The organism is Microbacterium invictum (assembly GCF_014197265.1).
GTDB classification, from domain to species: Bacteria; Actinomycetota; Actinomycetes; order Actinomycetales; family Microbacteriaceae; genus Microbacterium; species Microbacterium invictum.
Window position 1 is genome coordinate 587,902 of record NZ_JACIFH010000001.1, and the last position, 24,131, is coordinate 612,032.

A 24,131-nucleotide genomic window follows, 5' to 3' on the forward strand; every position below is an offset into this window, starting at 1 on the left:
GTCCAGCGTAGTCCGCTCATCCCCGTCGCCACCGGACGGGCACGTGAGAGGATGGGCGGATGAGCATGATGGGCGGAACTCCGCGCGAACACGGCGAGAAGATCGCCGAATTCAGCACCTACGAGGGCGCGCAGAAGGCGGTCACCGCACTCATCGAGGCGGAGATCCCGGCGAAGGACATCGCGATCGTCGGACGGAGCCTGCGCTCGGTCGAGACCGTCACCGGCCGGCTGGGATATGCGGCGGCGGCGCGGACGGGCGCGATCAACGGCATCCTCCTCGGGCTCGTGTTCTCGGCGATCTTCGTGCTGGGCACCCCCAACGCCGCGATCCAGCTGTTCATCGGCGTGATGCTCGTGGGCATCGCGGTCGGCATGCTGATGAGCCTGCTCACCTACGCGATCGTGCGGCGCCGGCGCGCGTACACGTCGATGACGCAGCTCATCGCCGACCACTACGAGATCACGGTGCTGCCGCGCAGCATCCACCGGGCCCGCGAGGTCGTCGGCCACACCGTCGCCACGGTGACCGCCCACCCGGCCGATCCGCCCGCGAGCGCCCCGGTCGCCGCACCCCACGCGCCCGTGGCGCCGCCGGACGTGGAAGAGCCGCCACGCTACGGCGAGCGGATCAGCCCGGTGTCCGAGCAGCCCGCGCCTCCGGCCGACGAGGCCCCGCGGGGCTGACGATCATGGCCACGATCGAGGTCGCGCTGCCGGCGGGCCCGGTCACGGTGTCCGCCGAGTTCGACACTCCGGCCTCCGCCTGGGCCGCGGTGGCGCTCGCGCACGGGGCCGGAGCGGGGATGGACCACCCGTTCCTCGTCGGCTTCGCCGCCGCGCTGCGCGAACAGGGACTCGCGACCCTGCGCTTCAACTTCCCGTACGTCGAGGCGGGGCGACGGATGCCGGGACCGGCGGCCCACGCGATCGTGACCTGGCGGGCCGTGATGGCGGAGCTGGCCGCACGCGTCCCCGGCATCCCGCACGTCGCCGCGGGCAAGTCCTACGGCGGCCGCATGGCGTCGATGGCCGCGGCCGACAGTGTCATCGCCCCGGCCGCGCTGGTCTACCTCGGCTACCCGCTGCACCCGCCGGGCAACCCCGAGCGGACGCGGACCGCGCATCTGTCGCATGTCGTCCCGCCGCAGCTGTTCGTCGAGGGGACCAACGACCCGTTCATCCAGCCGCTCGCCCAGCTCGAGGACGCCGTGGCGGCATGCCAGGATGCCGAGACCACCTGGATCACCGGCGGCGGTCACTCGTTCGAGGTCAAAGGCAACAAGCGTCCCCCGGCCGAGGTCGCCGCTGCGCTCGCACCCGGCGTCGCGGAGTGGCTGCGCACCCGGCTGGGCGAGACGGAGTCGCCCGCAAGGCCGTGACCACCGCGTCAGCGTCCGGCGGCGTAGCCCTGCATCCCGCGCGGGTTGGCGGCCGCCCACACCGTGCCGTCCTCACGTGAGATCCCGACCGCCGACAGCCGGCCCAGCGCCCAGTCGCCGGTCCGCGTGACGTCGTGACCGCGGGCGCGGAGACCGTCGATCACGTCCGCGCCGAGCCGGTCTTCGGCGACCACGCCCGCGGGGGTCCACGTGCGCGGCCAGAACGAGTCGACCAGCGCCGTCGTGTGCAGCGTCGGCGCGTCTATCGCCTGCTGGGCGGTGTACCCGCCGGCGAGCATGCGCAGCAGCATCGGCAGCTGCCACTGCTCCTGCTGGTCGCCGCCCGGCGTGCCCATCGCGAACAGCGGCAGTCCGTCCTTGAGGACGAGCGTCGGGGTGAGGGTGGTGCGCGGACGCGCGCCGGGCCGCAGCGCCGTCGGTGCGGCGTCGTCGAGCCACATCATCTGCAGGCGCGTGCCCAGGCAGAACCCCAGCTCGGGGATGGCCGGCGAGGACTGCAGCCAGCCGCCCGACGGCGTGACCGCGACGATGTTGCCCCAGCGGTCGACGACGTCGATGTGGCAGGTGTCGCCGCGCGTCTGACCGGTCGGTGCGACCGTCGGCTCGCCCGTCCCCGCCGCGACGCCGCCCTCGGCGCGCAAGGGCGGGTGGAACGGGGTGCGTCCGGGAACAGCGCCGGGGCGCCACTGGTGCGACGCCGTCCCGCCGATCTGGGCGCGACGTCCGGAGATGTAGGCCTCGTCGAGCAGGGCGTCGACGGGCGCACCGTCCCCGAGGTAGGCGTCGCGGTCGGCGAGAGCGAGCTTGAGGGTCTCGACGATCGTGTGCGCACCGGCCGGAGTCTGAGGGTCGAGCCGGTCGTCGGTGAAGCCGTCGAGGATCCGCAGCGCCTCCAGCAGCGCCGGCCCCTGCGACCAGCTGCCGGCTTTCGCGACCGTGTGCCCGCGGAACCCGGCTGTCACCGGCCGCTCATAGCCGGCATCGAAGGCGGCGAAGTCGTCCGCGGTGAGGACGGCGGCGTGGTCGGCGCCGGTCGAGTGCCGGTGCGGCTGCGCCAGGAAGGCGGTGGATGCCGTGGCGACGAGCCCCGTCTTCCACTCCGCCCGCCCGGCGTCGATGCGCGCGCGCCGATCCGCCGCGCCCGCGCCCGCCGCAACCAGCCGGTCGAGCACCGCGGCATAGGCGGGGTTGCGCACCATGGCGCCGGGCGCCGGGACCTCGCCCTCCGGCATCCACAGGTCAGCGGAGGTGGGCCAATGGTCGCGGAACAGCCCGGAGACGCGGGCGATGGTGGCGGCGGCCTGCGCGAGCAGCGGGTGGCCGTCGCGGGCGTAGCCGATCGCATAGGCGAGGACATCGCCCAGTTCCCACGTGCCGTGGTCGCGGAGCAGGACGAGCCAGGCGTCGACGGCGCCCGGCACGGCGGCCGCGAGTCCGCCGGCCCCGGGAACGAGGTCGAGCCCCTCGGCGCGGTAGTGGGCGATCGTCGCACCTGCCGGAGCGGGCCCCTGGCCCATGAGCACGGTGGGGCCGTCGGCCCCTTCGGCGTGGAAGATGCCGACCAGATCGCCGCCCGGGCCGTTCAGGTGCGGTTCGACGACGTGCAGGACGAATCCGCCGGCCACGACCGCATCGAATGCGTTGCCGCCGCGCTCGAGGACCGCCTGTGCCGTCGCGGTCGCCGTGGCATCGGTGGACGCGGCCATGCCGAACGTCCCCACCAGCTGCGGCCGCGTCGTGAAGGCGGGCGGGGGAGTGAACCCCGTCACGCCGACCGGGCGATCCAGGCTTCGACCTCGTCGGCGGTGCGGGGGATGCCGGCCGACAGGTTCACCGGTCCGTCCGCGGTCATAAGGATGTCGTCCTCGATGCGCACGCCGATGCCGCGGTACTCCTCGGGCACGGTGAGGTCGTCGATCTGGAAGTAGAGCCCCGGCTCGATGGTGAACACCATCCCCGGCTCGAGGACGCCGTCGTAATACATCTCCCGCCGTGCCTGCGCGCAGTCGTGCACATCGAGGCCGAGGTGGTGCGAAGTGCCGTGCACCATGTACCGGCGGTGCTGGCCGCCGGTGTCGGCGTCGAGCGCCTCCTGCGCGGTCACCGGCAGCAGACCCCATTCCGAGACCCGCGCCGCGATGACCGCCATGGCGGCCTCGTGCACGCTGCGGAACTTCACGCCCGGCTTGGCGGCGGCGAAGGCGGCATCGGCCGCCTCGCGGACGGTCTCGTAGATGGTCCGCTGGATGGGGGTGAAGGTCCCGGACACCGGCAGAGTGCGGGTGATGTCGGCGGTGTAGAGGCTGTCGACCTCGACCCCGGCGTCGATGAGGATCAGGTCACCGGGCACGACGGCGCCGTCGTTGCGCGTCCAGTGCAGGTAGCAGGCGTGCGGGCCGGATGCGGCGATCGTGTCGTATCCCTCGCCGTTGCCGTCGGTGCGCGCGCGCAGGTGGAACACGCCCTCGACGGCGCGTTCGCCGCGTGGGGTGTCGATGATGCGCGGCAGGTCGGCGACGATGTCGTCGAACCCGCGGGCGGTCACGTCGACGGCGAGCTGCAGCTGGGCCCGCTCGTACTCGTCCTTGACGAGCCGCAGCTCCGACACGAAGCGGGTCAGCTCGTCGTCGGCGTCCACGACCAGTTCGCCGGGGACCGGCGAGAACCGGTCGATGTGCGCCGTGGCGATGCCGAGGTCGGTGGCGACGCCCGCGAGGGACGGGCGCGGCCCGATCCAGAACTCGCCGATCGACGCGTCGCCGTAGAACTCGGCGGTGGTGCGGTCGGCGCGCTCGCGCAGGTAGAGGGTGACCTCGTGACCGGATGCCGTGGGCTCGAACACCAGAACCGACTCGGGCACCGCGTCGGCTCCCCACCCGGTGAGGTGTGCGAACGCGGAGTGCGCGCGGAACGGGTAGTCGGTGTCGTTCGAGCGTTGCTTGAGGGCCCCCGCCGGGATCACGAGACGCTTGCCGGGGAAGGCGGCCGACACCGCGGCGCGCCGAGCGGCGGCGTACGGTGCCTGCGGGCGCTGCGGCGGCGCCTGCTCGGGGCGGTCGGCCCAGCCGGTCGAGATGGCCTCGAGGAAGCCGCTCGGGAACGGCTGCCTGCGGTTGGTCGTGCTCTCGGCCGGAATCGTCTCGGTCTCGGCGATCGTGTCGCCCTCGTGCGTGCTCATGGTTCCATCCTCGCACCGAGGAGCGGAGCGGTCAGCGTGCGCGTTCGAACTGGACCACGACCGGGCGGTGATCGCCGCCGGACCCGTCCAGGGAGTCGAGCACGACCGATCCGGTGGCCGTCCACGCATCGGTGGCCAGGACGTGGTCGATGGGTGCGCCCAGCAGTGCCGGCCACTCGGTCGACCAGGTGCCCACGCCGCCGTTGCCGGTCGCGGTCGTCGCGTCCCGGCAGCGCCCGAGGGTCGCGTCATCGACGCCGAGACGCTCCATGTGGTCGACGGTCGCGTTGAAGTCGCCGGCCATGATCACGTCGTCCGCCGCGCACTGGTCGGCGAGCCACTGCAGGTCGGCGCGCCAGGCGGCCATGTGCGCCGCGCGCGGCGCGACCGCGTGGACGGCGACGACGATGGGCCCCTCCCCGTCGACGGGCATCGCCACGACGCTGGGCACCTGGGAGGTGTTCGAGGTGCCCGCCGACTCGGACTCGACGACGGCGTAGTCCCCGAGGTCGGGCGAGATCAGCAGACTCGTCGAGTTGGCATCCCACTCCTCATAGCCCGCTTGGTCGCCGAAGTCCTCGTGGTGCGCCCACATCGGACGGCCCATCTCGCGCATGAGGACGGCGACCTCGGTGCCCGTCTCGATCGACGTCTCGGGCAGCGCCACGATGTCGACCTGCATGGCGACGGCGGTCTTCGCGATGATGCTCGCGTCCGTGGCCGCGCCGGCCGTGTTCCAGGTCATCACGCGGATCGCCTCTTCGCCGGGCGTGGTCAGCGACGACTCGCCGGTGCCGCGGGTGAAGAGGATCCCCCCGTTGATGACGCCGGTCACGACGGCGATCACGAGAACGGATGCCGCGAAGGCGCGCATCGGGCGGATGAGGCACAGCAGGAGCATGACGACGGCGAGGACGGCGCACGCGGTCACGACCACGCCGCGCAGCGACACGATCTGCGCGAACGGGAACGTCTGCTCGAGCCGGAAGAACTGCGGCCAGGTGAGCACGGCGGCGCCGATCGCGGCGACCAGCGTCACGAGGATCCCGAGCAACCGCAGCACGCTCGCGAGCATATGTCAGCAGGCTGAGCAGAATCTGCGCGCACCGCCGCTTCGGGGCGGGCCGGTACGCTCGACGTCATGTCGACAGGGCGAGGCGCGCGCGGATCGCGCCGTGCGCAGCGGGGGTGGGAAGGCCCGAGCGACCTGCACCTGCATTCCTCGCACTCCGACGGCACCGAGCCGCCTGCCGAGGTCATGGCGGCGGCGCACCGCCACGGGCTGCGCACCGCGGCGCTGACCGATCACGACTCGACGGCCGGCTGGGCCGAGGCGGCCGAAGCGGCGGCATCCCTCGGCATGACGCTGATCCCGGGGATGGAGCTGTCGGCCCGCCACGAGTGGCGCAGCGTCCATGTGCTGGGCTACCTGTTCGACCCCGACGATTCCACGCTACGTGCGCTCACCGACCGCATCCGCGAGTCGAGGCTGTCGCGCATCCGGACGATGGCCGACCGGATCGGCCGGGACTACGACCTGTCGTGGGAGGACATCGTCGCCCACACGGCGGTCGGGGCGACGATCGGCCGGCCGCACATCGCCGATGCGCTGATCTCGAAGGGGATCGTCGTCGACCGCGGCGAGGCCTTCGCCGACATCCTCCACCCCGGCGGCTCCTATTACGTCGACCTGTACGCACCCGACCCGGTCACCGCGGTGGAGGCGATCGCCGGTGCCGGCGGCGTGGCCGTCGTCGCGCATCCGGCGGGGCGCGCGGGACTGCTGCCGCAGCGGATGACGCAGCGCATGCTGGATGCGGGACTCGCGGGGTTCGAGCTCGGCCATCGCGAGAACCGGCCCGATGCGGTCGCGAAGCTCGACGCGTTGGTGCGGGCGAACGATCTGATAGTCACCGGGTCGAGCGACTATCACGGCCGCGGCAAGCCGAACGTGCCCGGCGAGCACACGACGTCGGACGAGATGGTCGCCCGCATCATCGAGCGGGCAACCGGAAGCGCCCCCGTCTACCCCTGAGAAGGGGCGGACGAGGGCGCCGGTCGTACGGGAGAGTGGCTCAGGCGAGTGCTTTGGCCTTGAGGGCGTCGAACTCGGCCTGCGTGATGGTGCCCGAGTCGAGCAGGGCCTTCGCCTGCGCGATCTGGTCGGTGGCGCTGGCGCCTGCGACCTGTCGGATGTAGTCCTCCTGCGCAGCCTGGTACTTCGACGCCTGTGCGGCCGAGCGCTTGCCCATGCCGGTGCCGCGCGCGATGAGGTAGATCAGCGCGGTGAGGAACGGGACGAAGATCAGGAACACGATCCAGACGGCCTTCCAGCCGCCGGCCAGCTTGTCGTCACGGAAGATGTCCCCGATGATCGCGAACAGCGCGAACAGGTAGGACACGAAGATGAATGCCATGAGGAACCACCAGATGAGGTCCCAGAAGGAACCCCAGAAGCCCTGGTACTCCACAGCTGCGTCAAGGAAGCGCATGATTGCCTTTCGCGAGAGTTCACGGCACTGTGCCGCTTGCGCTCACGTTAGCGGCATCTGTTGCCGCTGTGGCAGATGTGACACGCCGCGTCACCCGGAGAGGGCGACGGGCTCATGCTCCCTGGACGGGCGCATTGCCTCCTGAGTGGCGGCGACGACGGCGGCGGCGCGCGACGGCGGGCTTGCCGTCGTGGTGCTCCTTGCCGGCGCCGTCGTGCGTACCGGCGCCGTCCTGGTCGGAGGCATCGGACGCGCGGGCCTCAGTGGATGCGGGCGCCGAGGCGCCGGCATCCACTCCTTCGGTGAAGGTCGACCCGACCGGGGTGGTGCCTGAGCGACGCCGGCGGCGGCGACGTGAGCCGTCCTCGCCCGTGTCGGCGGCCGCATCGGCAGCACGGCCCGGTTTCTGCGTGCGCACGGACTGGGTCTTCGGCGCCGTCGCGATGCGACCCTTGGTGCCGGCGGGGATGTCGAGATCCTCGTACAGGTGGGGGCTCGACGAGTAGGTCTCGACGGGCTCGGGCTGGCCGAACTCGAGAGCGCGGTTGATGAGCGCCCACTTGTGCAGGTCGTCCCAGTCGACGAAGGTGACTGCGATGCCGGTCTTGCCGGCGCGTCCGGTGCGGCCGGCGCGGTGCAGGTAGGTCTTCTCGTCGTCGGGGATGGTGTGGTTGATGACGTGGGTGACGTCGTCGACGTCGATGCCGCGGGCGGCGACGTCCGTCGCGATCAGGACGTCTTTCTTGCCGGCCTTGAACGCGGCCATCGAGCGCTCCCGCGCCTCCTGACTCATGTCGCCGTGGACGGAGCCGGCATTGAAGCCGCGGTCGTTCAGCTCGTCGACGAGCTTCTGCGCCGCGCGCTTGGTGCGGGTGAAGATGACCGCCTTCGTGCCGCCCTCGGCCTGCAGGATCCGCGCGATGATCTCGTCCTTGTCGAGCGAGTGCGCACGGTAGACGAGGTGCTTGATATTGGCCTGCGTGAGCCCCTCGTCGGGGTCGGTCGCGCGGATGTGGATGGGGTTGGTCATGAACCGGCGGGCCAGGGCCACGATCGGACCGGGCATGGTCGCCGAGAACAGCTGCGTGTGGCGTACCGGAGCGACCTTCGTGAAGATCTTCTCGATGTCGGCGAGGAATCCGAGGTCGAGCATCTTGTCGGCCTCGTCGAGGACGACCTCGGTGGCGCCTGACAGGTCCAGCAGGCGCTGGTTGTTCAGGTCGATCAGCCGGCCCGGGGTGCCCACGACGATCTGCGCGCCCGCCTTGAGCTGGTCGATCTGGCCTTCGTACGCCTTGCCGCCGTAGATGGCCACGACGCTCGTCGAGCGGTTCGAGGTGAGCATGTCCATGTCCTCGTAGACCTGGACGGCCAGTTCGCGGGTGGGCACCACGATCAGGGCCTTCACCCCGGGCGCCGGGTCGAGGCCGAGGCGCTGCACGACCGGGATGCCGAAACCGAAGGTCTTGCCGGTTCCCGTCTTGGCCTGGCCGATGATGTCCTGGCCGGGGAGGCCGAGGGGGATGGTCTGCTCCTGGATCGGGAACGAATCGACGATGCCCTTGGTGGCGAGGGCTTCGACGATGTCCTGATCCACACCGAGCTCGGCGAATGTGGTCACGATGCGTGCCTGTCCGGCAGTGAGATGCTGCCTGGGTCTGGGGTGCCCCCGCGGACATGATGCCTCGGCGGCGGCGAGTGGGTCCACGCCCCTTCTCTCCGCAGGCGCGGTGCCCCCATCCACTGCAGGGGCATCTCCAGCCTACCGGGGCGCCGCGCCGAACTCCGCCAGCCGGCCCGGTGCGTGCCGCGGCCCGGCCGTAGGCTGTACGCGTGGTCAACTGGTTCTGGAAGCGCAAGCGCCCGCTGACGCGTACGCTGCGCGTGCGTTCCCGCGGCGACTACGGCGACGTGCGGCGGGTGGATTTCGCGGAGCTGGCTCCCGAGATCGACACCTACCTCGGTCAGGCCGCGTACCTGCAGCTGGGCTTCTTCGAGACGCTCAGCGACCTGATCGCGCCCACGCCGGAGCTGTCGCAGAAGGAGTCGCTGTCGCTGGCCGCCGGCGCCGCGCTGCTGAAGCACCGCGCTCTGGTCGACGTCATCCGCGAACGCGGGGACGACCCCCTCGATGTCATGCTGCCGTTCCGCGAGCCGCTGGACACGTTCCGCCGCGCGACGCACGGGGCGCGGCCGCTCGAGACGATGCTGTCGGTGCAGATCACCGCGGGCATGCTCGACGACTTCTACCTCGCCCTCTCGGCCAGCTACGGCGCGACCGGCAAGCAGGTGGCCGAGATCCTGCAGGCGGACGACGACCGCGACGCGCTCGTGTCGATCCTGAAGGATGCCATCGACTCCGACCCCGAGTGGTCGTCGCTTCTCGCCCTCTGGGGCCGGAGACTCGTCGGCGACACCCTGCTGATCGCGCGCGCCGCACTGGGCTCACAGGCGCTCGACGAAGAGGAAGAGGCCCGGGTGGACCCGGTGTTCACCGACCTGCTGGGCGCGCACTCGCGCCGGATGGCGCAACTGGGCCTGGACGCCTGACTCCGGCATCCCCTCGCGGATCGAAGCTCAGGCGATGCGCAGCCGCACGCGCTCGCGCGCATCGTGCGCGTCACGCACGCGACGCAGCACGGTCAGTGCGACCGGAACCACGACGACCGGCACGATCACCGAGACCAGCCACAGCCACGGGCTCTCGAGCGTGAACCCGAGCCAGGTCATGACGAGCCAGGTGAGGCCGCCGAGCACCGCGCCCACGATCGGGGCCAGTGCAACCCCGCGCGATGCGCGACCGGGCATCGTGTAGTGCAGCACGGCGCCGTAGGCTGCGCCGAAGATCAGCGCGAGCAGGATCTGCATGTCAGGCGACGAAGCCGACGCGGCGAGACTCCTCGGTCCCGACCTCGACGAATGCGATGCGCGCGGTGGGCACGATGTAGGAGCTGCCCCTGGTGTCGGCGAAGCTGACGAAGCCGGCACCCTCTTCGAGCGCGCTCGTCACGGTCTTCTTGACGGCGTCGGCCGATTCGTCGGACTCGAACGTGAGCTCACGGGCGGTGTCGGCCAGGCCGATGCGGATCTCCACGGATGACTGCCTTTCCGGCCCCGGAAGCGGGACCACTTCGATGCTACGACACCGCCGGGTGTCGCCGGTCGCCACTACCGTGAATGACATGCATCATCCGCCGCGCGCCCTGGACGTCGACGGCGCCCCGGCGGGCGGGGATGCCGCGCACCGCGCGGTGGTCGAGCTGCCCGCCGATGCGAGCGGCGTCGTCGCGGGGGCTCCCGGCAGCGGCAAGACCACGTGCCTGCTGGCACGGGTCGCGCACCTGGTCGCGGCGGGGCTCTCCCCCGATGAGCTGCTGGTGCTGACGCCGACGCGGCAGACGGCCACCGAGCTGCGCGACCGGCTCGCCCTCGCCGTGGGCGTCGCCACGACGGGCCCGCTGGCGCGGTCGGTGGCAGCCTTCGCCTACCAGCTGGTGCGCGCGGCGGCCGTGCACGCCGGCGAGGAGCCGCCGCAGCTGCTCACCGGGCCCGATGAGGACCAGCTCATCGCGGATCTGCTCGCCGGCGACGCCGAGGACGAGCTGACCGGGTCCTCGCGCTGGCCCGAGTGGCTTCCCGCGGCCGTGCGCGGCACCGGGGGCTTCCGCACCGAAGTGCGCACCTTCCTCGCCGAATGCACGACTCTCGGCATCGAACCCGACCGGCTCGCGCAGCTCGCGCGCGAACAGGACCGCGAGGCCTGGACGGCGCTGGCCTCGTTCGCGCGGGAGTACCACCGCGTCCGCGCCGACATGCGCGGCGCGCACCGCGACGCGGCCGGTCTCGTGCGCGAGGCCGTGGGCCTGGCGCGCACCCTGCCCCCCGGGCACCCGGCGTGGGACGTTGTCGGGCGGTACCGCGTCCTGCTCGTCGACGACGCACAGGAGCTGACCCTCGGTGGCGTCGAACTGATCGAGGCGTGCCGTGCGCGCGGCATCGCCGTGCTCGCCTTCGGCGACCCCGACATCAGCGCGGGTGCGTTCCGCGCGGCGACACCCGAGAACTTCGCCCGGCTGGCGGCCGCCGTGCCGGTCCACGTGCTGCCCACGGTCCACCGCGGCACGGCGGCGCAGCAGGAGCTGAGCGCGCAGATCACCTCGCGGATCGGCGCGGCGGGAATCGTCGCGCATCGCCGTCGGCCGCAGGGGGGCGATCCGGATGCCAGCGTGCGCGCATTCACTGCCCGATCCACGTCGGAGGAGCACGACCTCATCGCCCGCCTGCTGCGCGAGCGGCACGTGCACGAGGGGGTGCCGTGGTCGGACTGCGTGGTGATCGCACACGACACGCGCCAGATCGTGGCGCTGGAAGCCGAACTCGCGGCCCGCGAGGTGCCGACGCGGGCTCTCGGTCAGGCGACGCCGCTCGCCGATGCACGGGCGGTCCGCGACCTGTTGCGGCTGGTCCTCCTCGCGGCACGCGACCCCGACAGCTGGACGGCCGACGAACTGGGCGACGTGCTGCGCGGCGGGGGACTCGATCCTGTCGAGCTGCGGCGCCTGCGCACCGCCCTCCGGCACGTCGCGCTGGCGCAGGCGGACGAAGGCGAGATCGTGCCCACCGGGCGCGAGCTGCTGGCATCCGCCCTGGCGCACCCGACCGAGTTCGTGCTCGTCGACACCCGCGAGGCGCGACGCGCCGCCCGGGTCGGTACGGCGATCGCCACCCTGCGCGAGCAGCTGGCCGCGCAGGCGACGGCGCACGAGCTGATGTGGACGGCGTGGGAGAGCATCGGCGGCGAGCGTGCCTGGCAGGCCGCGGTCTCCGGGCACGGGCCGCTCGCGGAGCAGGCCGGGCGCGAGCTGGACGCCGTCGTCGCCCTGTTCCAGGCGGCGAAGCGACACGGTGAACGCGATGACGGCACGTCCGCGCTGACGTTCCTGCGCGGTGTGCTCGACTCGGACGTGGCGGAGGACAGGCTCACCGGTCCGCCGCCCGAGGGCGTCGTGCAGGTCATGACCCCCGCCGGTGCGCTCGGCACCCAGTTCGACACCGTCGTGGTCGCGGGCGTGCAGGACGGCGTCTGGCCGAACCTCCGCACCCGCGGCAGTCTGCTCGACACGTGGCGGCTCGCGCTCCCCGATGGCGTGGATGCCGTTGACCGGCGTCGCGGCGTGCTCCACGACGAGCTGCGCCTGTTCGCCCGGGCGGTCTCGCGCGCGCGCCGGCAGCTCGTGGTGACCGCGGTCGACGACGACGACACGGGCCCCAGCGTGCTGTTCGAGCTGCTCCCGCCCGCCGAGCCGGTGGGCTCGTGGGCGGCGCACCCGCTGTCGCTGCGAGGCCTGGTCGCCCAGCACCGCCGCGCGCTGACCGACCGCCGAGCGTCGGCACCGGCGCGTGCGGCCGCGCCCGGACAGCTGGCCCTGCTGGCGGCGGCAGGCGTGCCCGGCGCGGAGCCCGGTGAGTGGTTCGGAGTGGCGGGGCCGTCGTCGACGGGGCCGCTGCGGGATCTGCAGCACGAGGATGTGCGGGTCTCGCCGTCGCGGCTCCAGGCGCTCGACGAGTGCCAGTTGAACTGGGTCATCGCCGATCTCGGGGGCGACACCGGTGGTGCAGTCGCGGGACTCGGCACGATCCTGCACGCCGCACTGGAGCACGCCGACGGCGCCGACGAAGACGCACTGTGGGCGATGGTGACCGCGCGCTGGTCCGAGCTCGACTTCGAGTCCGCCTGGCGCGACCGTGCCGAGCAGGCGCGGGCGCGTGGCCTGGTGCGCCGGCTGGCGCTGTACCTGCGGCGGTTCGACGCGGCCGGCGGGCGGCTCGTCGGCGCGGAGCCGCACTTCGAAGTCCCCATCCCGATCGCCGGCGGTGCGCCGCACGGCGCCGTGCTGTCCGGATACATCGACCGGGTTGAGCTCGCGCCCGACGGCTCCGTCGTCATCGTCGATCTGAAGACCGGCAAGAACGAGCCGCAGAGCGACGCGAAGGTGGCGGACAACCCGCAGCTCGCCGCCTACCAGCTGGCCTTCGAGGCGGGCGCCATCCCCGAGGTGGCCGGCCACCCTAGCGGGGGCGCGAAGCTGCTGGTGCTGCGCCCGACCGCCGTGACCAAGGACTATGTCGAACCGCGGCAGCGTCCGTTCGACGATGAGACCCGGGCCGCCTTCCTCGCGCGGGTGCGCGAGGCGGTGGGCGTGATGGGCGGCACGGTGTTCACCGCGCCGTACGAGGAGCACTGCCGTGACGACCACACCTATGGGCTGTGCCGCATCCACACGATCGGTCCGGTGAGCGCGTCATGACCATCTCCCCCCGCGCGATCGCGGCGGCCCTCGGGCAGTTCCCGCCGACCGAGGCGCAGGCGCGGGTCATCGCCGCGCCGCTTGGCCCCGCCCTCGTGGTGGCCGGTGCCGGCAGCGGCAAGACCGAGACCATGGCGTCGCGCGTGGTGTGGCTCGTCGCCAACGGCATGGTCCGCCGCGACCAGGTGCTGGGCCTCACCTTCACCCGCAAAGCCGCCGGCGAGCTCGCCGAGCGCATCCAGCGCCGGCTGAACCGGCTGGCCGAGTTCGAGCGCCGCGGCCTGCTGGCGGCGCTGCCCGAACTCCACTCCGCCGGTCGGCTCGACAGATTCGCACAGCTCGAGCGCGACGGTGCGGGCGAGGCTGCCCGCCGGGCGGCACTGGACGATCTCGGTGGGCGAGTGGATGCCGCGCCGGACGCCGACGCGCTCCTGGAGCGCCCCCACGTGGCGACCTACAACGCCTTCGCCGACGCGATCGTGCGCGAACATGCCGTGCGCGTGGGGCGCGATGCCGAGGCGGCCGTCCTCAGCGAGTCCGCGGCGTGGCTGCTCATGCGCCGCGTCGTCCTCGACTCCGATGACGGGCGCCTCGAGGAGCGTGGCGAGGCGCTGTCGTCGATCATCGACGGCGCCCTGCGCATCGCCCGCGACAGCACCGACAATCTCGTCGACCTCGACACGCTGGCCGCGTTCCCCGCGCGCTTCGCGAGTGTGCTCGAGCGGCCCTCCACATCCTCACGGGTGACCGTCTACGCCGATGTGAGCAAGGCTGCCAAGACCGTCGCGGGTCTCGAGGTGCTGGTCGATCTGGCCCGCGAGTACGCCGGGCAGAAGCAGCGGCAGGGCGTCATCGACTTCTCCGACCAGGTCGCCGGCGCTCTCCACGTGGTCCAGCGTCACACCGCCGTCCGCGACGAGCTGCGCGACCGCTACCGGGTCGTATTGCTGGACGAGTACCAGGACACCTCCGTCGTGCAGACCACTCTGCTGGGCACCGCCTTCCGCGACACGGCCGTGATGGCCGTGGGCGACCCGCACCAGTCGATCTACGGATGGCGGGGCGCGAGCGCGGGCAACCTCGGCGGGTTCGCCGCGGCATTCAGCAGCGACGGTCGAGCTGAGAGGTTCGCGCTCATGACCAGCTGGCGCAACGCGACACGCGTGCTGGAGGCCGCCGGAGCCGTCCTGGCACCGCTGGCCGCGGACTCGCCGGTCGCCGTGGACGAACTCCTGCCGCGCCCGGACGCGCCCGACGGGTCCGTCGGCATCGCCTTCGACGGCGACGTCGATGCCGAAGCCGATCGGGTCGCCGCCTGGTTCGACGACGTGCGCGTGCACCGCGCCGCCGAGGGGAAGGCGACGACCGGCGCGATCCTGTTCCGCAGCAAGAAGCACATGGTCCGCTTCGCCGATGCGCTCGGACGCCGCGCGATACCCCATCGCATCCTGGGGCTCGGCGGCCTGCTCAGCACCCCCGAGGTCGTCGATGTGGTCGCGACGCTGCGCGTCATCAGCGACCCGCGTGCGGGCTCGTCGCTCATCCGGCTGCTGTCCGGTCCGCGCTGGGCGGTCGGCCTGCCCGACCTGCGCATCCTCAATGAGCTGTCGCGCCGGATCGCCCGGCACGATGCCGCCCTGCAGCCGCTGTCGCCCGAGGTCGTCGCGCGGCGGCGCGCGTCGACAGACGATGACGACGGATCGCTCGTCGATGCCCTCGACTTCGTGCTCCGGCATCCGCTCGACCACGGCTGGCTCACGGACTTCAGCGCAGCGGGACTCGAACGGCTGCGCGACGCGGCTGGCGTCTTCGCCGGGCTGCGGCGGGCGGCGGGGATGCCGATCCCCGAGCTGGTGCGCCTGATCGAACTGGAGCTGCGCCTCGACATCGAACTGGCGGCCAACGAAGCACGCGGACCCGCCCGGACCGCGGGCGACCAGCTGCGCGCGTTCGTCGACGAGCTGCACGGGTTCCTCGCCACCGACGAGAGCGGGTCGCTCATGAGTCTGCTGGCGTGGCTCGATCACGCCGAGCGGCTCGACGAGTTCGCCCCGCGCACCGAGCCTCCCGAGGACGACGTCGTCCAGCTGCTCACCGTGCACGGGTCGAAGGGCCTGGAGTGGGATGCGGTGGCAGTCGTGCGGTTCGTCGAGGACGAGCTGCCCACGCGCGCCAAGGAGACGAAGGCCTGGCTGGGCTTCGGTGTGCTGCCGTACGAGTTCCGCGGCGACCGCCGCTGGCTTCCCGAATTGCGGTGGGATGCCGCGGTGTCACCCACGCAGCAGGACGTGAAACAGGCGTTCGACGACTTCGCGGGTGACGTGCGGGCGCGCCAGATCGATGAGGAGCGACGGCTCGCCTATGTGGCAGTCACCCGCGCACGCGACCTGCTGCTGCTGACCGGGTCGAGCTGGTCGGGGACCAAGAAGCCGCGCGGGCCGAGCCCGTTCCTGCGCGAGATCGCCACGGCCATCGGGCACGAACTGCCCGAGATCGAGCCGGGGGAGAACCCGTACGAGGGGGAGCGCCGGCTGCTGACGTGGCCGCTCGACCCGCTCGGGGCGCGGCGCGAGGTGGTGTCGCGAGCCGCCGATCTGGTGCGCTCCGCGCAGAGCGAACCGCCCGCTCCGCCCTCGCGCGACCTCGAACTGCTGCTCGCCGAGCGCGCGCTGCGGGCGACCGGCCGAACCGAGAGCCTGCCCACCCGCATCCCGGCGTCACGGTTCAAGGACCTGTCGGCCCCCGGTGGTGCGGCGGCACTCGCGCGGCCGATGCCGGAACGGCCGTATCGGCAGACCAGGCTCGGAACGCTGTTCCACGCGTGGGTGGAACAGCGTTCCGGTCTCGCCGGCGGCGGATCGTCGCTGGACGACGCCCTGTGGCAGTCGGACGACGAGACCGGCCACCTCGGCGCGGCGGACGCCGAGGCGCTCACTGGGCTGACGGAGACGTTTCTCGCGTCGGAGTGGGCAGACCTCCAGCCGCTCGAGGTGGAGAGCGAGATCGACTTCGTCGACCCGGACGCGTTCGGTGACGGGAAGCCGCGGATCATCATCTGCAAGCTGGACGCGGTGTACCGGCGTGCGGACGACCGCATCGAGATCGTCGACTGGAAGACCGGGCGGCCGCCGCGCACCGAGCGTGATCGGGCCGAGCGGATGGTGCAGCTCGACCTCTACCGGCGGGCGTATCACGCCAAGCACGGCGTGCCGCTCGACCAGATCGACGTCGCGCTGTTCTACGTCGCCGACGACCTGGTGCTGCGCGGCTGACTCAGGCGGTGCCGGTCCAGCGCCGTAGGGCGTTGCGCGCCGCCTCATCGAGCTCGTCACGCGCGGGCGAGTCGTCCTCGGAGGCGTCGACTGCCGAGACGATGCCCGTCGCGGGTGCGGTGGCGTTCGTGCCGGTGGCGTCCGTGGCGGTGCGCTGAGCGCCGGCCGGATGCGCGCCGGGCGCCTGCGTGGACTGCCGCGGCGACCACTCGGACAGCTCGATGGGCACCGTCTCGATGTCTGCGGTCTCGTCGTCGTCGCTGAACAGTGCGCCCATGTCGGGGTGGTACGCGTCGGTCTGCATCGACGTGTCGACCTCGGTGGAGGCCGACGGCACCCGCTCGCGGGCGGCGAACGCCTCGTCGGCCGTCACCGGCGGCGAATCGATGGGAGGCTCGTCGCGCACGTTCTCATCGAGGGCCTCCAGCAGTGAGACGGCATCCGCGACGATCGAGTCCGCTCCCGTGGCATGCCCGTGCACGAGCCAGCGTGCGAACTCGAGTTCGGCGTGTAGCCGCGCGCGTTCGGCGAGCAGGCCGTCGGGGGCCCGGTGCGACAGCGTCGTGTACGCGTCCAGCACGTCATCGCGCGCGTTCGGCGCTGTCGCGAGCCAGCGCAGATCCACCGCCGGGTCGCCGACGCTGAGCCCGCCCCACGCCAGCAGACCGGTCACCGTCGGCACACCGTCATCGTCGTCCTCGAGGACGAACGAACCCGGCTCGACGCCGCCCAGCACCACCGTCGTCTCGAATCGCCACAGGGACTCCGAGGCCACCGCGGCACTCCAGCGCCGGAGCAGCCCGAAGGGGAGTCTGCCGGTCGCCTCTGCGCGGTCGAGCAGCCGTTCGGCCTCGTCGCGCACCTGGCCGGCGGTCATCAGCGCCAGGCCCGCGTCGCGGACGACCGACACCGGAAGGTCGTGGACGCGGGCAAGGGCCGCGCCGATCGTGGTGGCCACCCCGCGTCCGGCGGGGATGTGCGCCGCGTCGACGCGGTAGCCGGGCAGCATCGTCTGGACCAGCGCATGCATGCCCTCGACGGTCGTCTCGCCCAGCACATCTGGCGCGGCGAACGGCAGCACGCCGCGCACGCCTGCCGACAGTGCGCGCAGGGCGCGGATCTCGTTGCGGAGCTCGGCGTCGGCCTCGGCGTCGACGGGAACCCGCACGACGACGCGACGGTCATCGTCCAGAGTCGCCACCGCGCTGTCGTAACGTCCGGAGGTTCCTTCGGTGAGAGGACTGACCCTCACGACGCCTGCGCCCGGAAGGGCGGACGTCACCGACGCGGCTAGAGTGAGAGGTGAGCGTGCCATGCCCCCAGGGTAGGCGGGCCACGCCCCGGCGCCGCCGCGCCACGCCCGGCAAGAGAGGTCCTCGATGATGCCGACACCGGTTCCCGAGCTGCCCGCCCTCGCGCGCGACGGCATCGACCGAGCCGCCGAAGAACGCCTGGACGAGGAACTGCTCCTCCGGCTGCGCGACGACGCCACCACCGCCGTGCTGGTGGTGCACGGCGATCGCTCGCCGCTGCTTCCCGACGGCGGTCTGCGGCTGGTGGCTCCGGCCGACGTCGCCGGCGCGGTGGAGTGGGGGTTCCTCGGTCGCCGGCCCGACGGCACGGGAGTCCTCGTCGCCACCGCCGGATCGGAGGCTCCCGCGCCGGTCGAGTCGGAGCACTGGGACTCGCTGCGGGGTGTGGGCGGAGACCTGTCGCCGGTCGAGTCCGGCCTGTTCGTCGAGGCGCTCAGCCTGGGGCGCTGGCTGCGGGATGCACCGTACTGCCCCGGCTGCGGAAGCCTCACCCAGGTGCGCAGCGCCGGCTGGTCGCGCCGGTGCGATCAGTGCCGGCGGGAGCACTTCCCGCGCACTGACCCCGCCGTGATCGTGGCGATCACCAGCGCCGACGGCGAGCGCGTGCTCCTCGGCCAGAACTCGCTGTGGGCGGGGCGCAACATGTACTCCGCATTCGCCGGGTTCGTGGAGGCGGGCGAGTCGCTCGAGTCCGCCCTTGTGCGCGAATTGATGGAGGAAGCCGGCGTCGAGGTCACCGAACTGCGGTACCAGAGCTCGCAGGCGTGGCCGTACCCGCGCTCGCTGATGCTCGGCTTCTACGCCACCGCGCGGCACGAGGAGGCGGCCCGCCCCGACGGCGAGGAGATCGTCGACGTGCGCTGGTTCTCCCGGTCGGAGATCGCCGCCGGGCTGCGGGGCGAAGCGGAATTCCAGCTGCCGGGCCGCGCGTCCATCGCGCACACGCTGATCCGGAACTGGCTCGAGGGATGACCGAGCGCGCGCTCGTCGGTCTCGACGATCGCCAGCGCGAGGCGGCCTCCGCCCTGCGTGGTCCCGTGTGCGTGCTGGCCGGTGCCGGCACCGGCAAGACCCGGGTGATCACCCACCGCATCGCCCACGGCGTCGACACGGGGGCGTACTCGCCGGCGCGTGTGATGGCCGTGACCTTCACCACGAAGGCGGCCGGTGAGATGCGCGGACGCCTGCGGGCACTCGGCGTCGAGAAGGTGGCCGCCCGCACGTTCCACTCCGCCGCCCTCGCGCAGCTGAACTTCTTCTGGCCGCAGGTGGCGGGCGATTCGGCGCCCGCGATCGTGGACAGCAAGGTGCGTGTGCTCGGGCAGGCGGCCGACGCGATCGGGCTGCGACTGGACGCCACCACCCTGCGGGACGTCGCCGGCCGCATCGAGTCGCGCAAGGTGTCGATGCGCACGATCGAAGCCGATGCCACCGCTCGCCCGCACAGCATTCCCGGGCTCGACCTGTCCGCCCTGACGGATCTGCAGCGTGCCTACGAGAAGCTCAAGGATCAGCGCCGGCAGCTCGACTTCGAGGACGTGCTGCTCGCGTGCGCGGGCATGCTGGAGTCCGAGCCGCGCGTGCTGACCGCGGTGCACGAGCAGTACCGGCACTTCACCGTCGACGAGTTCCAGGACGTCTCGCCCGTCCAGCACCGGCTGCTCGAACTGTGGATCGGGGAGCGTCAGGATCTGTGCGTGGTCGGCGACGCCAGCCAGACCATCTACTCCTTCGCCGGTGCCGACCCGCGCTACCTGCTCGACTTCCACACGCGATACCCCCAGGCGCAGGTCGTGCGCCTCGAGCGCAACTACCGGTCCGACGGCGCGATCCTCGGCGCCGCCAACGCACTCATGCGCGGCCGCCCCGGTGCACTGGAGCTCGTCTCCTCCGGGCCTGCCGGTCCGGTTCCGCAGGTGACCGGCTATCCCGATGACGCGCGTGAGGCGGAGGGCGTGGCGCGACGGATAGCGGAGGCCATCGCGGCCGGTGTGGATCCGCGCCGCATCGCCGTGCTGTACCGGGCCAACGCGCAGTCGGCCGCTCTGCTGTCGGCGCTGGCGTCGCGGGGGGTACCGGCGACGGTGCTCGGCGGAAAGCGGTTCTTCGACCTGCCCGAGGTGCGTCAGGCGCTGCTCGCCTTGCGCGGCGCCGCGGTGGCGCCGCTGGAGACGACCTTCGTCGCCGCTGTGCGCGACGTGCTGCGCTCGCTGGGATTCAGCGACGACCCTCCGCCCGCCGGGGGCGCGCTGCGCGATGCCTGGGAGGCGCGGGCGGCGCTGATGCGGCTCGCCGAAGAGGCTCCGGCCGGCGCCACGCTGCGCACCTTCACCGATCAGCTGATGGCGCGTGCGAAGGATCAGCACGAGCCTTCGCTGCGAACAGTGACCCTCGCCACGCTGCACGCGGCGAAGGGCCTGGAGTGGGACCACGTCCATCTCGTCGGCATGGCCGAGGGGCTGCTGCCGATCTCCTACGCCACGACGTTCGAGCAGATCGACGAAGAGCGGCGGCTGGCGTACGTCGGCATCACCCGTGCGGCGCGATCGCTGTCGCTGTCGTGGGCGCAGGCGAGCGGGTACCGGGAGCGTCAGCGGTCACGGTTCCTTCAAGAGATCGGCACAGGCATCGCGGATGCGGGCGGTGCACGTGCCACGACCGGCGGCCGGTCTCGCCACTGACGCTCACCGACCGTGACGGGATCTCGCCGCCCACGTGCAGCAGGCGTGCGGCGAGGAGTGCCGCTTCGATGATGAGCGCGCGCGCCGTCGGGACCGTCGGCCGTGCCAGCAGTTGAACGGCGATCATCGGCCAGCTCGAATCGGCCTCGGCGCGATGCGCGTGCACGCAGCTGAGACACGCGGTCTGCCCGGGCACCACCACCGGCCCGGCGGTCACGCGGTCTCCCGACAGTTGCAGCGGGACATGGGTGATGTCGGCGGCCATCAGACGCACAGTCTGCCGCGGATCGACCAGATGGGAGGCGACGACGACGACCGGCGCCCCCGGCGTGGGCTCGTCCGCCGACCAGCCGGTCATCGACTCGACGTGGAGCTCCCCGCCCTGCAGCGCCGTCACGAGGGCGTCCCGGTCGGCCGGCCCGAGATCGCTGGGCACTTCCACACGGACGGGGAGCGGCGACAGCGGCTGTGAGCTCAGCGCGGCGCCGATGCGGTCGATGAACGCGTGCACCTCCGCTGCGGTCGCGCCGTAAGCGGTCGCGAGCGGCACGACCATCGCATCGGGGATGCCGCCTATGAGCGCGTCCAGCAGCTGCTCCTGCCACGCGGTGACGTCGCTGAGCCGTGTCGTCGCGTCGGCGCCGAGCTGAATGCTCGACGGGGTGCGCCACAGGGGCGGGTGGGACGGAGCCAATCGGAGCATGCCCCGAGTCTGCCGCTCCGGCATCCCCTTCTCCCGTTGTCCACAGGTCGCCTGTGCGCTCTCGCGACAGACGCGTGCCTGTGGAGGAGGCGGTGCTAGACCGGTCGCGGACCCTCGGGGCGGTCGGCGTCCGTGTCGCCCGGAGCGTCGCCGGTGTCGTCGGCGGCGGACTTCAACAGCGCGTCGAGGGCGTCGTCCATCGCGTCGCGCGGCGGAGCCTCGCCGCGTCCCCGCGCCTGCAGGCGGGCGATCAGCCCGGCCGGATCATCGATGTCGCCGGGACCGGGCATGAGGTCGGGGTAGTCCCAGAGGCTGTCGCGCGCCTCGACGCCGACCGCGTCGGTGACCGCACGCCACATCGCCGCCGCCTCCCGTAGACGCCGCGGCCGCAGCTCCAGGCCGACCAGCGACCCCATGGCCTGCTCGGCGGGGCCGCCGACAGCGCGACGGCGGCGGACCGCCTCGGCGATCCGGTCGGCGGTGGGCAGCCGTGAGGTCGCGTCGGCCGTGACGATGTCGACCCATCCCTCGATGGTGGCCAGCAGGTTCTCGAGGCGTTCGAGCGCGGTCGTCTGCGCGTCGGTGCGCTGGGGGAGAAGCGCACCGCTCTCGATGGCGGCCTTCAGCTCGTCGGGCGACGACGGATCGAATCGGGTGGCGAGCTCTTCGAGGGCACCCATGTCGACGTGGATGCCACGGGCGAAGTCGGTCACCTGTGAGATCACGTGCAGACGCAGCCACCGCGCGTGGCGGAACAGGCGCGCGTGGGCGAGTTCGCGGGTGGCGAGGTACAGGGCCAGCTGGTCGGGCTCGATCTCGAGGTCGCGACCGAAGTCGGCGAAGTTCTGCGGGAGGATGGCGGCCTCGCCGTCGGGCATGACCGGGATGCCGACGTCACCGCCGGAGACGACCTCCTGCGACAGCCGGCCGATGACCCCACCCAGCTGGGCGGCGAAGAGCGACCCGCCGATGGTGCGCATGAAACGGCCTGCGCCGGCGATCGCACCCTTCATCTCGTCGGGCGTCTGCGAGTCGATGGCGGCGGTGAGGGCGTCGGCGATCGAGTTGGCGACCGGCTCGGCGAGCTCCTGCCACACGGGCAGGGTCGCCTCGACCCACTGACCGCGCGTCATCGCCCGCGGCGCGGACGCGAGTTCGGACACCGCCGTCGCCTCGCTCAGCCACAGGGTGGCCAGCGAGAAGGCCTGGCCGAAGTCCTGCCGGTCGCCGGTGCCGATGCCCTGACCGTCCTGGTTCGCCAGATGCAGTGCCTGCGTGCGGGCGGCGTTCCAGTCGATGCCGTCGGCACCCGAGGCGAACGCGCTCTGCATCTGCCGCAGCACCTGCTGCATCATGGCGGGGTCCACGCCCAGTCCGCGCAGCTGCTCGAGCTGCTCGGGGCCGAGACCACCGCCCTGACCACCGAGAAGGCCGCGCAGCAGCTCTTCGAAGTCGTCGTTGTCGGGACGGTCCTCATCGGTCATGGGCGGGGGCCTTTCAGCAAAGTGATGGGGTCGCGCTCTACGCTAGTTCAACGTCCACCGCACGTCCCCGGCGGGAGGATCACCCGCTTACGCCGGTCGCGAACGACCGGCCAGGAAGGCCAGCCGTGGCACTGTTCGACCCCACCGTGACGGTCACGCCCGCACCGCGGCGCCGCGTTCCGCGCAGCGTGACCATCGGCATCTGGGCGCTGGCTGTGGCTCTCCTGGCACTGCTGGCGCTGACGCTGCTGCCGACGTCGTTCGTGATCCAGCGACCGGGGCCTGTGTTCAACACGCTCGGCACCGCTGCGGATGCCGAGGGGGAGCAGGTCCCGCTGATCGAAGTCGCCGGGGCCGACACCTATCCGACCGCCGGTGCACTCGACCTGCTCACCGCGGAGATCCGCGGCAACCCCGCCAACACGCCGTCGTGGGTCGAACTGGCCTTCGCCTGGTTCGACCCGTCCCGTGCGATCCTGCCGATCGATCGGGTGTTCGCCGAGGGTCAGACCGCCGAAGAGCGCACCCAGCAGAGCGCGCAGATGATGGTCGACTCCCAGAAGGAGGCCACCGCCGCCGCCCTGATCGAGCTCGGGCACGACGTCGAGCCGATGGTGCGGGTGTACGCGATAGGGGAGGAGTCGCCGGCGCAGGGCATCCTGCAGCCCGACGACATCATCCGCGCGGTGGACGGAACGCCCGTCGACGACACCGACGCGCTTCGCAAGGGGATCAACGCCACCGGCGGCGATCCTGTCGATCTCACCGTCGAGCGCGACGGCCAGCTGCTCGACGCGCAGGTGACGCCGATCGAAGGCGAGATCGACGGCGAGACGACCTGGCTGGTCGGCGTCACGACGCTGCGCGACTTCGACTTTCCGATCGACGTGACCATCCAGCTCAACGCCGTGGGCGGTTCCAGCGCCGGGATGATGTTCTCGCTGGGGATCATCGACATGCTCACGCCGGGTGAGCTCAACGGCGGCGAGAGCGTGGCCGGCACGGGCACCATCGACTCGGAGGGCGTCGTCGGCCCGATCGGCGCCATCCGGCAGAAGCTGCATGGAGCGAAGGATGCCGGTGCCGACTGGTTCCTGGCTCCGCTGAGCAACTGCGACGAAGTCGTCGGCCATGTGCCGTCGGGTCTGCAGGTGTTCGCCGTCGAGACGCTCGACGACGCGCTCGAAGTCCTCGAGACGATCCGCGAGGACGGCGACGTCGACGCGCTGCCGACGTGCGAGCGCTGAGGCCGTGTTCGCGCTGGGCTGACACGGCGATCGCACAGAATCACCCCGCCT

At 72.1% G+C, this 24,131-nt stretch carries 18 protein-coding genes; 9 read left to right on the forward strand and 9 right to left on the reverse strand.

Features of this window, described 5'->3' with window-relative positions; genetic code table 11:
• Positions 1–59 precede the first annotated feature (59 nt).
• Both BKA10_RS02860 and BKA10_RS02865 read left to right on the forward strand, forming a co-directional pair.
• Positions 60–686: a YflT domain-containing protein gene (locus tag BKA10_RS02860; RefSeq protein WP_241740034.1), complete on the forward strand. Its 627-nt coding sequence runs from the start codon at positions 60–62 to the stop codon at positions 684–686.
• A gap of 5 nt (positions 687–691) precedes the next feature.
• Positions 692–1,381, forward strand: a complete 690-nt coding sequence (locus BKA10_RS02865) for an alpha/beta hydrolase family protein (protein WP_183498508.1) — start codon at positions 692–694, stop codon at positions 1,379–1,381.
• Between the two features lie 8 nt (positions 1,382–1,389).
• Here BKA10_RS02865 and BKA10_RS02870 read toward each other — a convergent pair whose 3' ends face one another.
• From BKA10_RS02870 to BKA10_RS02880, 3 genes are read right to left on the reverse strand one after another with little or no spacing between them, the layout of a single operon-like run.
• The gene (locus tag BKA10_RS02870; protein ID WP_183501035.1) at positions 1,390–3,108 is read right to left on the reverse strand and encodes a gamma-glutamyltransferase family protein; all 1,719 of its coding nucleotides are present in this window, start codon (positions 3,106–3,108) and stop codon (positions 1,390–1,392) included.
• A 59-nt stretch (positions 3,109–3,167) separates the two neighbouring features.
• Positions 3,168–4,580 carry an aminopeptidase P family protein gene (locus BKA10_RS02875; protein ID WP_183498509.1) on the reverse strand — a complete coding sequence of 471 codons (1,413 nt, stop codon included), beginning with the start codon at positions 4,578–4,580 and terminating at the stop codon, positions 3,168–3,170.
• 31 nt (positions 4,581–4,611) lie between these two features.
• A complete protein-coding gene (locus BKA10_RS02880; RefSeq protein ID WP_183498510.1) occupies positions 4,612–5,643 on the reverse strand; it encodes an endonuclease/exonuclease/phosphatase family protein in 1,032 nt (343 codons plus the stop codon).
• A 78-nt stretch (positions 5,644–5,721) separates the two neighbouring features.
• Here BKA10_RS02880 and BKA10_RS02885 point away from each other — a divergent pair, with 78 nt between their 5' ends.
• Complete coding sequence (locus BKA10_RS02885) at positions 5,722–6,615, forward strand: PHP domain-containing protein (protein ID WP_183498511.1); 894 nt, start codon at positions 5,722–5,724, stop codon at positions 6,613–6,615.
• Positions 6,616–6,655: 40 nt separating this feature from the next.
• Here the strand turns inward: BKA10_RS02885 and BKA10_RS02890 are convergent, their stop codons facing one another.
• Both BKA10_RS02890 and BKA10_RS02895 read right to left on the reverse strand, forming a co-directional pair.
• The gene (locus tag BKA10_RS02890) at positions 6,656–7,072 is read right to left on the reverse strand and encodes an SHOCT domain-containing protein (protein WP_183498512.1); all 417 of its coding nucleotides are present in this window, start codon (positions 7,070–7,072) and stop codon (positions 6,656–6,658) included.
• Between the two features lie 112 nt (positions 7,073–7,184).
• Complete coding sequence (locus BKA10_RS02895) at positions 7,185–8,693, reverse strand: DEAD/DEAH box helicase (protein ID WP_183498513.1); 1,509 nt, start codon at positions 8,691–8,693, stop codon at positions 7,185–7,187.
• Between the two features lie 212 nt (positions 8,694–8,905).
• Here BKA10_RS02895 and BKA10_RS02900 point away from each other — a divergent pair, with 212 nt between their 5' ends.
• On the forward strand, positions 8,906–9,622 hold the full coding sequence (locus tag BKA10_RS02900) for a ferritin-like fold-containing protein (protein ID WP_183498514.1): 717 nt from the start codon (positions 8,906–8,908) through the stop codon (positions 9,620–9,622).
• 27 nt (positions 9,623–9,649) lie between these two features.
• Here BKA10_RS02900 and BKA10_RS02905 read toward each other — a convergent pair whose 3' ends face one another.
• Positions 9,650–9,940: a hypothetical protein gene (locus BKA10_RS02905; RefSeq protein ID WP_183498515.1), complete on the reverse strand. Its 291-nt coding sequence runs from the start codon at positions 9,938–9,940 to the stop codon at positions 9,650–9,652.
• Position 9,941: 1 nt separating this feature from the next.
• Positions 9,942–10,166 carry a DUF3107 family protein gene (locus BKA10_RS02910; protein WP_183498516.1) on the reverse strand — a complete coding sequence of 75 codons (225 nt, stop codon included), beginning with the start codon at positions 10,164–10,166 and terminating at the stop codon, positions 9,942–9,944.
• An 88-nt stretch (positions 10,167–10,254) separates the two neighbouring features.
• Here BKA10_RS02910 and BKA10_RS02915 point away from each other — a divergent pair, with 88 nt between their 5' ends.
• On the forward strand, positions 10,255–13,380 hold the full coding sequence (locus tag BKA10_RS02915) for an ATP-dependent helicase (RefSeq protein ID WP_183498517.1): 3,126 nt from the start codon (positions 10,255–10,257) through the stop codon (positions 13,378–13,380).
• Entirely contained in the window at positions 13,377–16,652 is a 3,276-nt protein-coding gene (locus BKA10_RS02920; RefSeq protein WP_183498518.1) for an ATP-dependent DNA helicase, read from the forward strand. The genes BKA10_RS02915 and BKA10_RS02920 overlap by 4 nt, the downstream gene beginning before the upstream one ends.
• 1 nt (position 16,653) lies before the next feature.
• On the opposite strand, the gene BKA10_RS02925 is transcribed toward BKA10_RS02920, so the two are convergent.
• Positions 16,654–17,967 (reverse strand): phosphotransferase, encoded by a 1,314-nt coding sequence (locus tag BKA10_RS02925; RefSeq protein WP_183498519.1) that lies wholly within the window; start codon positions 17,965–17,967, stop codon positions 16,654–16,656.
• 64 nt (positions 17,968–18,031) lie between these two features.
• Here BKA10_RS02925 and nudC point away from each other — a divergent pair, with 64 nt between their 5' ends.
• Positions 18,032–18,937: an NAD(+) diphosphatase gene (gene nudC, locus BKA10_RS02930; RefSeq protein WP_183498520.1), complete on the forward strand. Its 906-nt coding sequence runs from the start codon at positions 18,032–18,034 to the stop codon at positions 18,935–18,937.
• Complete coding sequence (locus BKA10_RS02935; RefSeq protein WP_183498521.1) at positions 18,934–20,646, forward strand: ATP-dependent helicase; 1,713 nt, start codon at positions 18,934–18,936, stop codon at positions 20,644–20,646. Before nudC ends, BKA10_RS02935 begins: the two co-directional genes overlap by 4 nt.
• A 798-nt stretch (positions 20,647–21,444) precedes the next feature.
• On the opposite strand, the gene BKA10_RS02940 is transcribed toward BKA10_RS02935, so the two are convergent.
• Positions 21,445–22,833, reverse strand: a complete 1,389-nt coding sequence (locus BKA10_RS02940) for a zinc-dependent metalloprotease (RefSeq protein ID WP_183498522.1) — start codon at positions 22,831–22,833, stop codon at positions 21,445–21,447.
• A gap of 125 nt (positions 22,834–22,958) precedes the next feature.
• Between BKA10_RS02940 and BKA10_RS02945 the strand changes: the two genes are divergently transcribed.
• Positions 22,959–24,080 (forward strand): YlbL family protein, encoded by a 1,122-nt coding sequence (locus tag BKA10_RS02945; RefSeq protein ID WP_183498523.1) that lies wholly within the window; start codon positions 22,959–22,961, stop codon positions 24,078–24,080.
• The last annotated feature ends 51 nt before the right edge of the window (positions 24,081–24,131 follow it).

What these genes read in the sequence shown, in the direction of transcription:
- BKA10_RS02860 (WP_241740034.1), top strand. Translation starts at nt 60, where the DNA reads ATGAGCATGATGGGCGGAACTCCGCGCGAACACGGCGAGAAGATCGCC.
- BKA10_RS02865 (WP_183498508.1), top strand. Translation starts at nt 692, where the DNA reads ATGGCCACGATCGAGGTCGCGCTGCCGGCGGGCCCGGTCACGGTGTCC.
- BKA10_RS02870 (WP_183501035.1), bottom strand. Translation starts at nt 3,108, where the DNA reads ATGGCCGCGTCCACCGATGCCACGGCGACCGCGACGGCACAGGCGGTC.
- BKA10_RS02875 (WP_183498509.1), bottom strand. Translation starts at nt 4,580, where the DNA reads ATGAGCACGCACGAGGGCGACACGATCGCCGAGACCGAGACGATTCCG.
- BKA10_RS02885 (WP_183498511.1), top strand. Translation starts at nt 5,722, where the DNA reads ATGTCGACAGGGCGAGGCGCGCGCGGATCGCGCCGTGCGCAGCGGGGG.
- BKA10_RS02890 (WP_183498512.1), bottom strand. Translation starts at nt 7,072, where the DNA reads ATGCGCTTCCTTGACGCAGCTGTGGAGTACCAGGGCTTCTGGGGTTCC.
- BKA10_RS02905 (WP_183498515.1), bottom strand. Translation starts at nt 9,940, where the DNA reads ATGCAGATCCTGCTCGCGCTGATCTTCGGCGCAGCCTACGGCGCCGTG.
- BKA10_RS02915 (WP_183498517.1), top strand. Translation starts at nt 10,255, where the DNA reads ATGCATCATCCGCCGCGCGCCCTGGACGTCGACGGCGCCCCGGCGGGC.
- BKA10_RS02920 (WP_183498518.1), top strand. Translation starts at nt 13,377, where the DNA reads ATGACCATCTCCCCCCGCGCGATCGCGGCGGCCCTCGGGCAGTTCCCG.
- BKA10_RS02925 (WP_183498519.1), bottom strand. Translation starts at nt 17,967, where the DNA reads ATGGCACGCTCACCTCTCACTCTAGCCGCGTCGGTGACGTCCGCCCTT.
- nudC (WP_183498520.1), top strand. Translation starts at nt 18,032, where the DNA reads ATGATGCCGACACCGGTTCCCGAGCTGCCCGCCCTCGCGCGCGACGGC.
- BKA10_RS02935 (WP_183498521.1), top strand. Translation starts at nt 18,934, where the DNA reads ATGACCGAGCGCGCGCTCGTCGGTCTCGACGATCGCCAGCGCGAGGCG.
- BKA10_RS02940 (WP_183498522.1), bottom strand. Translation starts at nt 22,833, where the DNA reads ATGACCGATGAGGACCGTCCCGACAACGACGACTTCGAAGAGCTGCTG.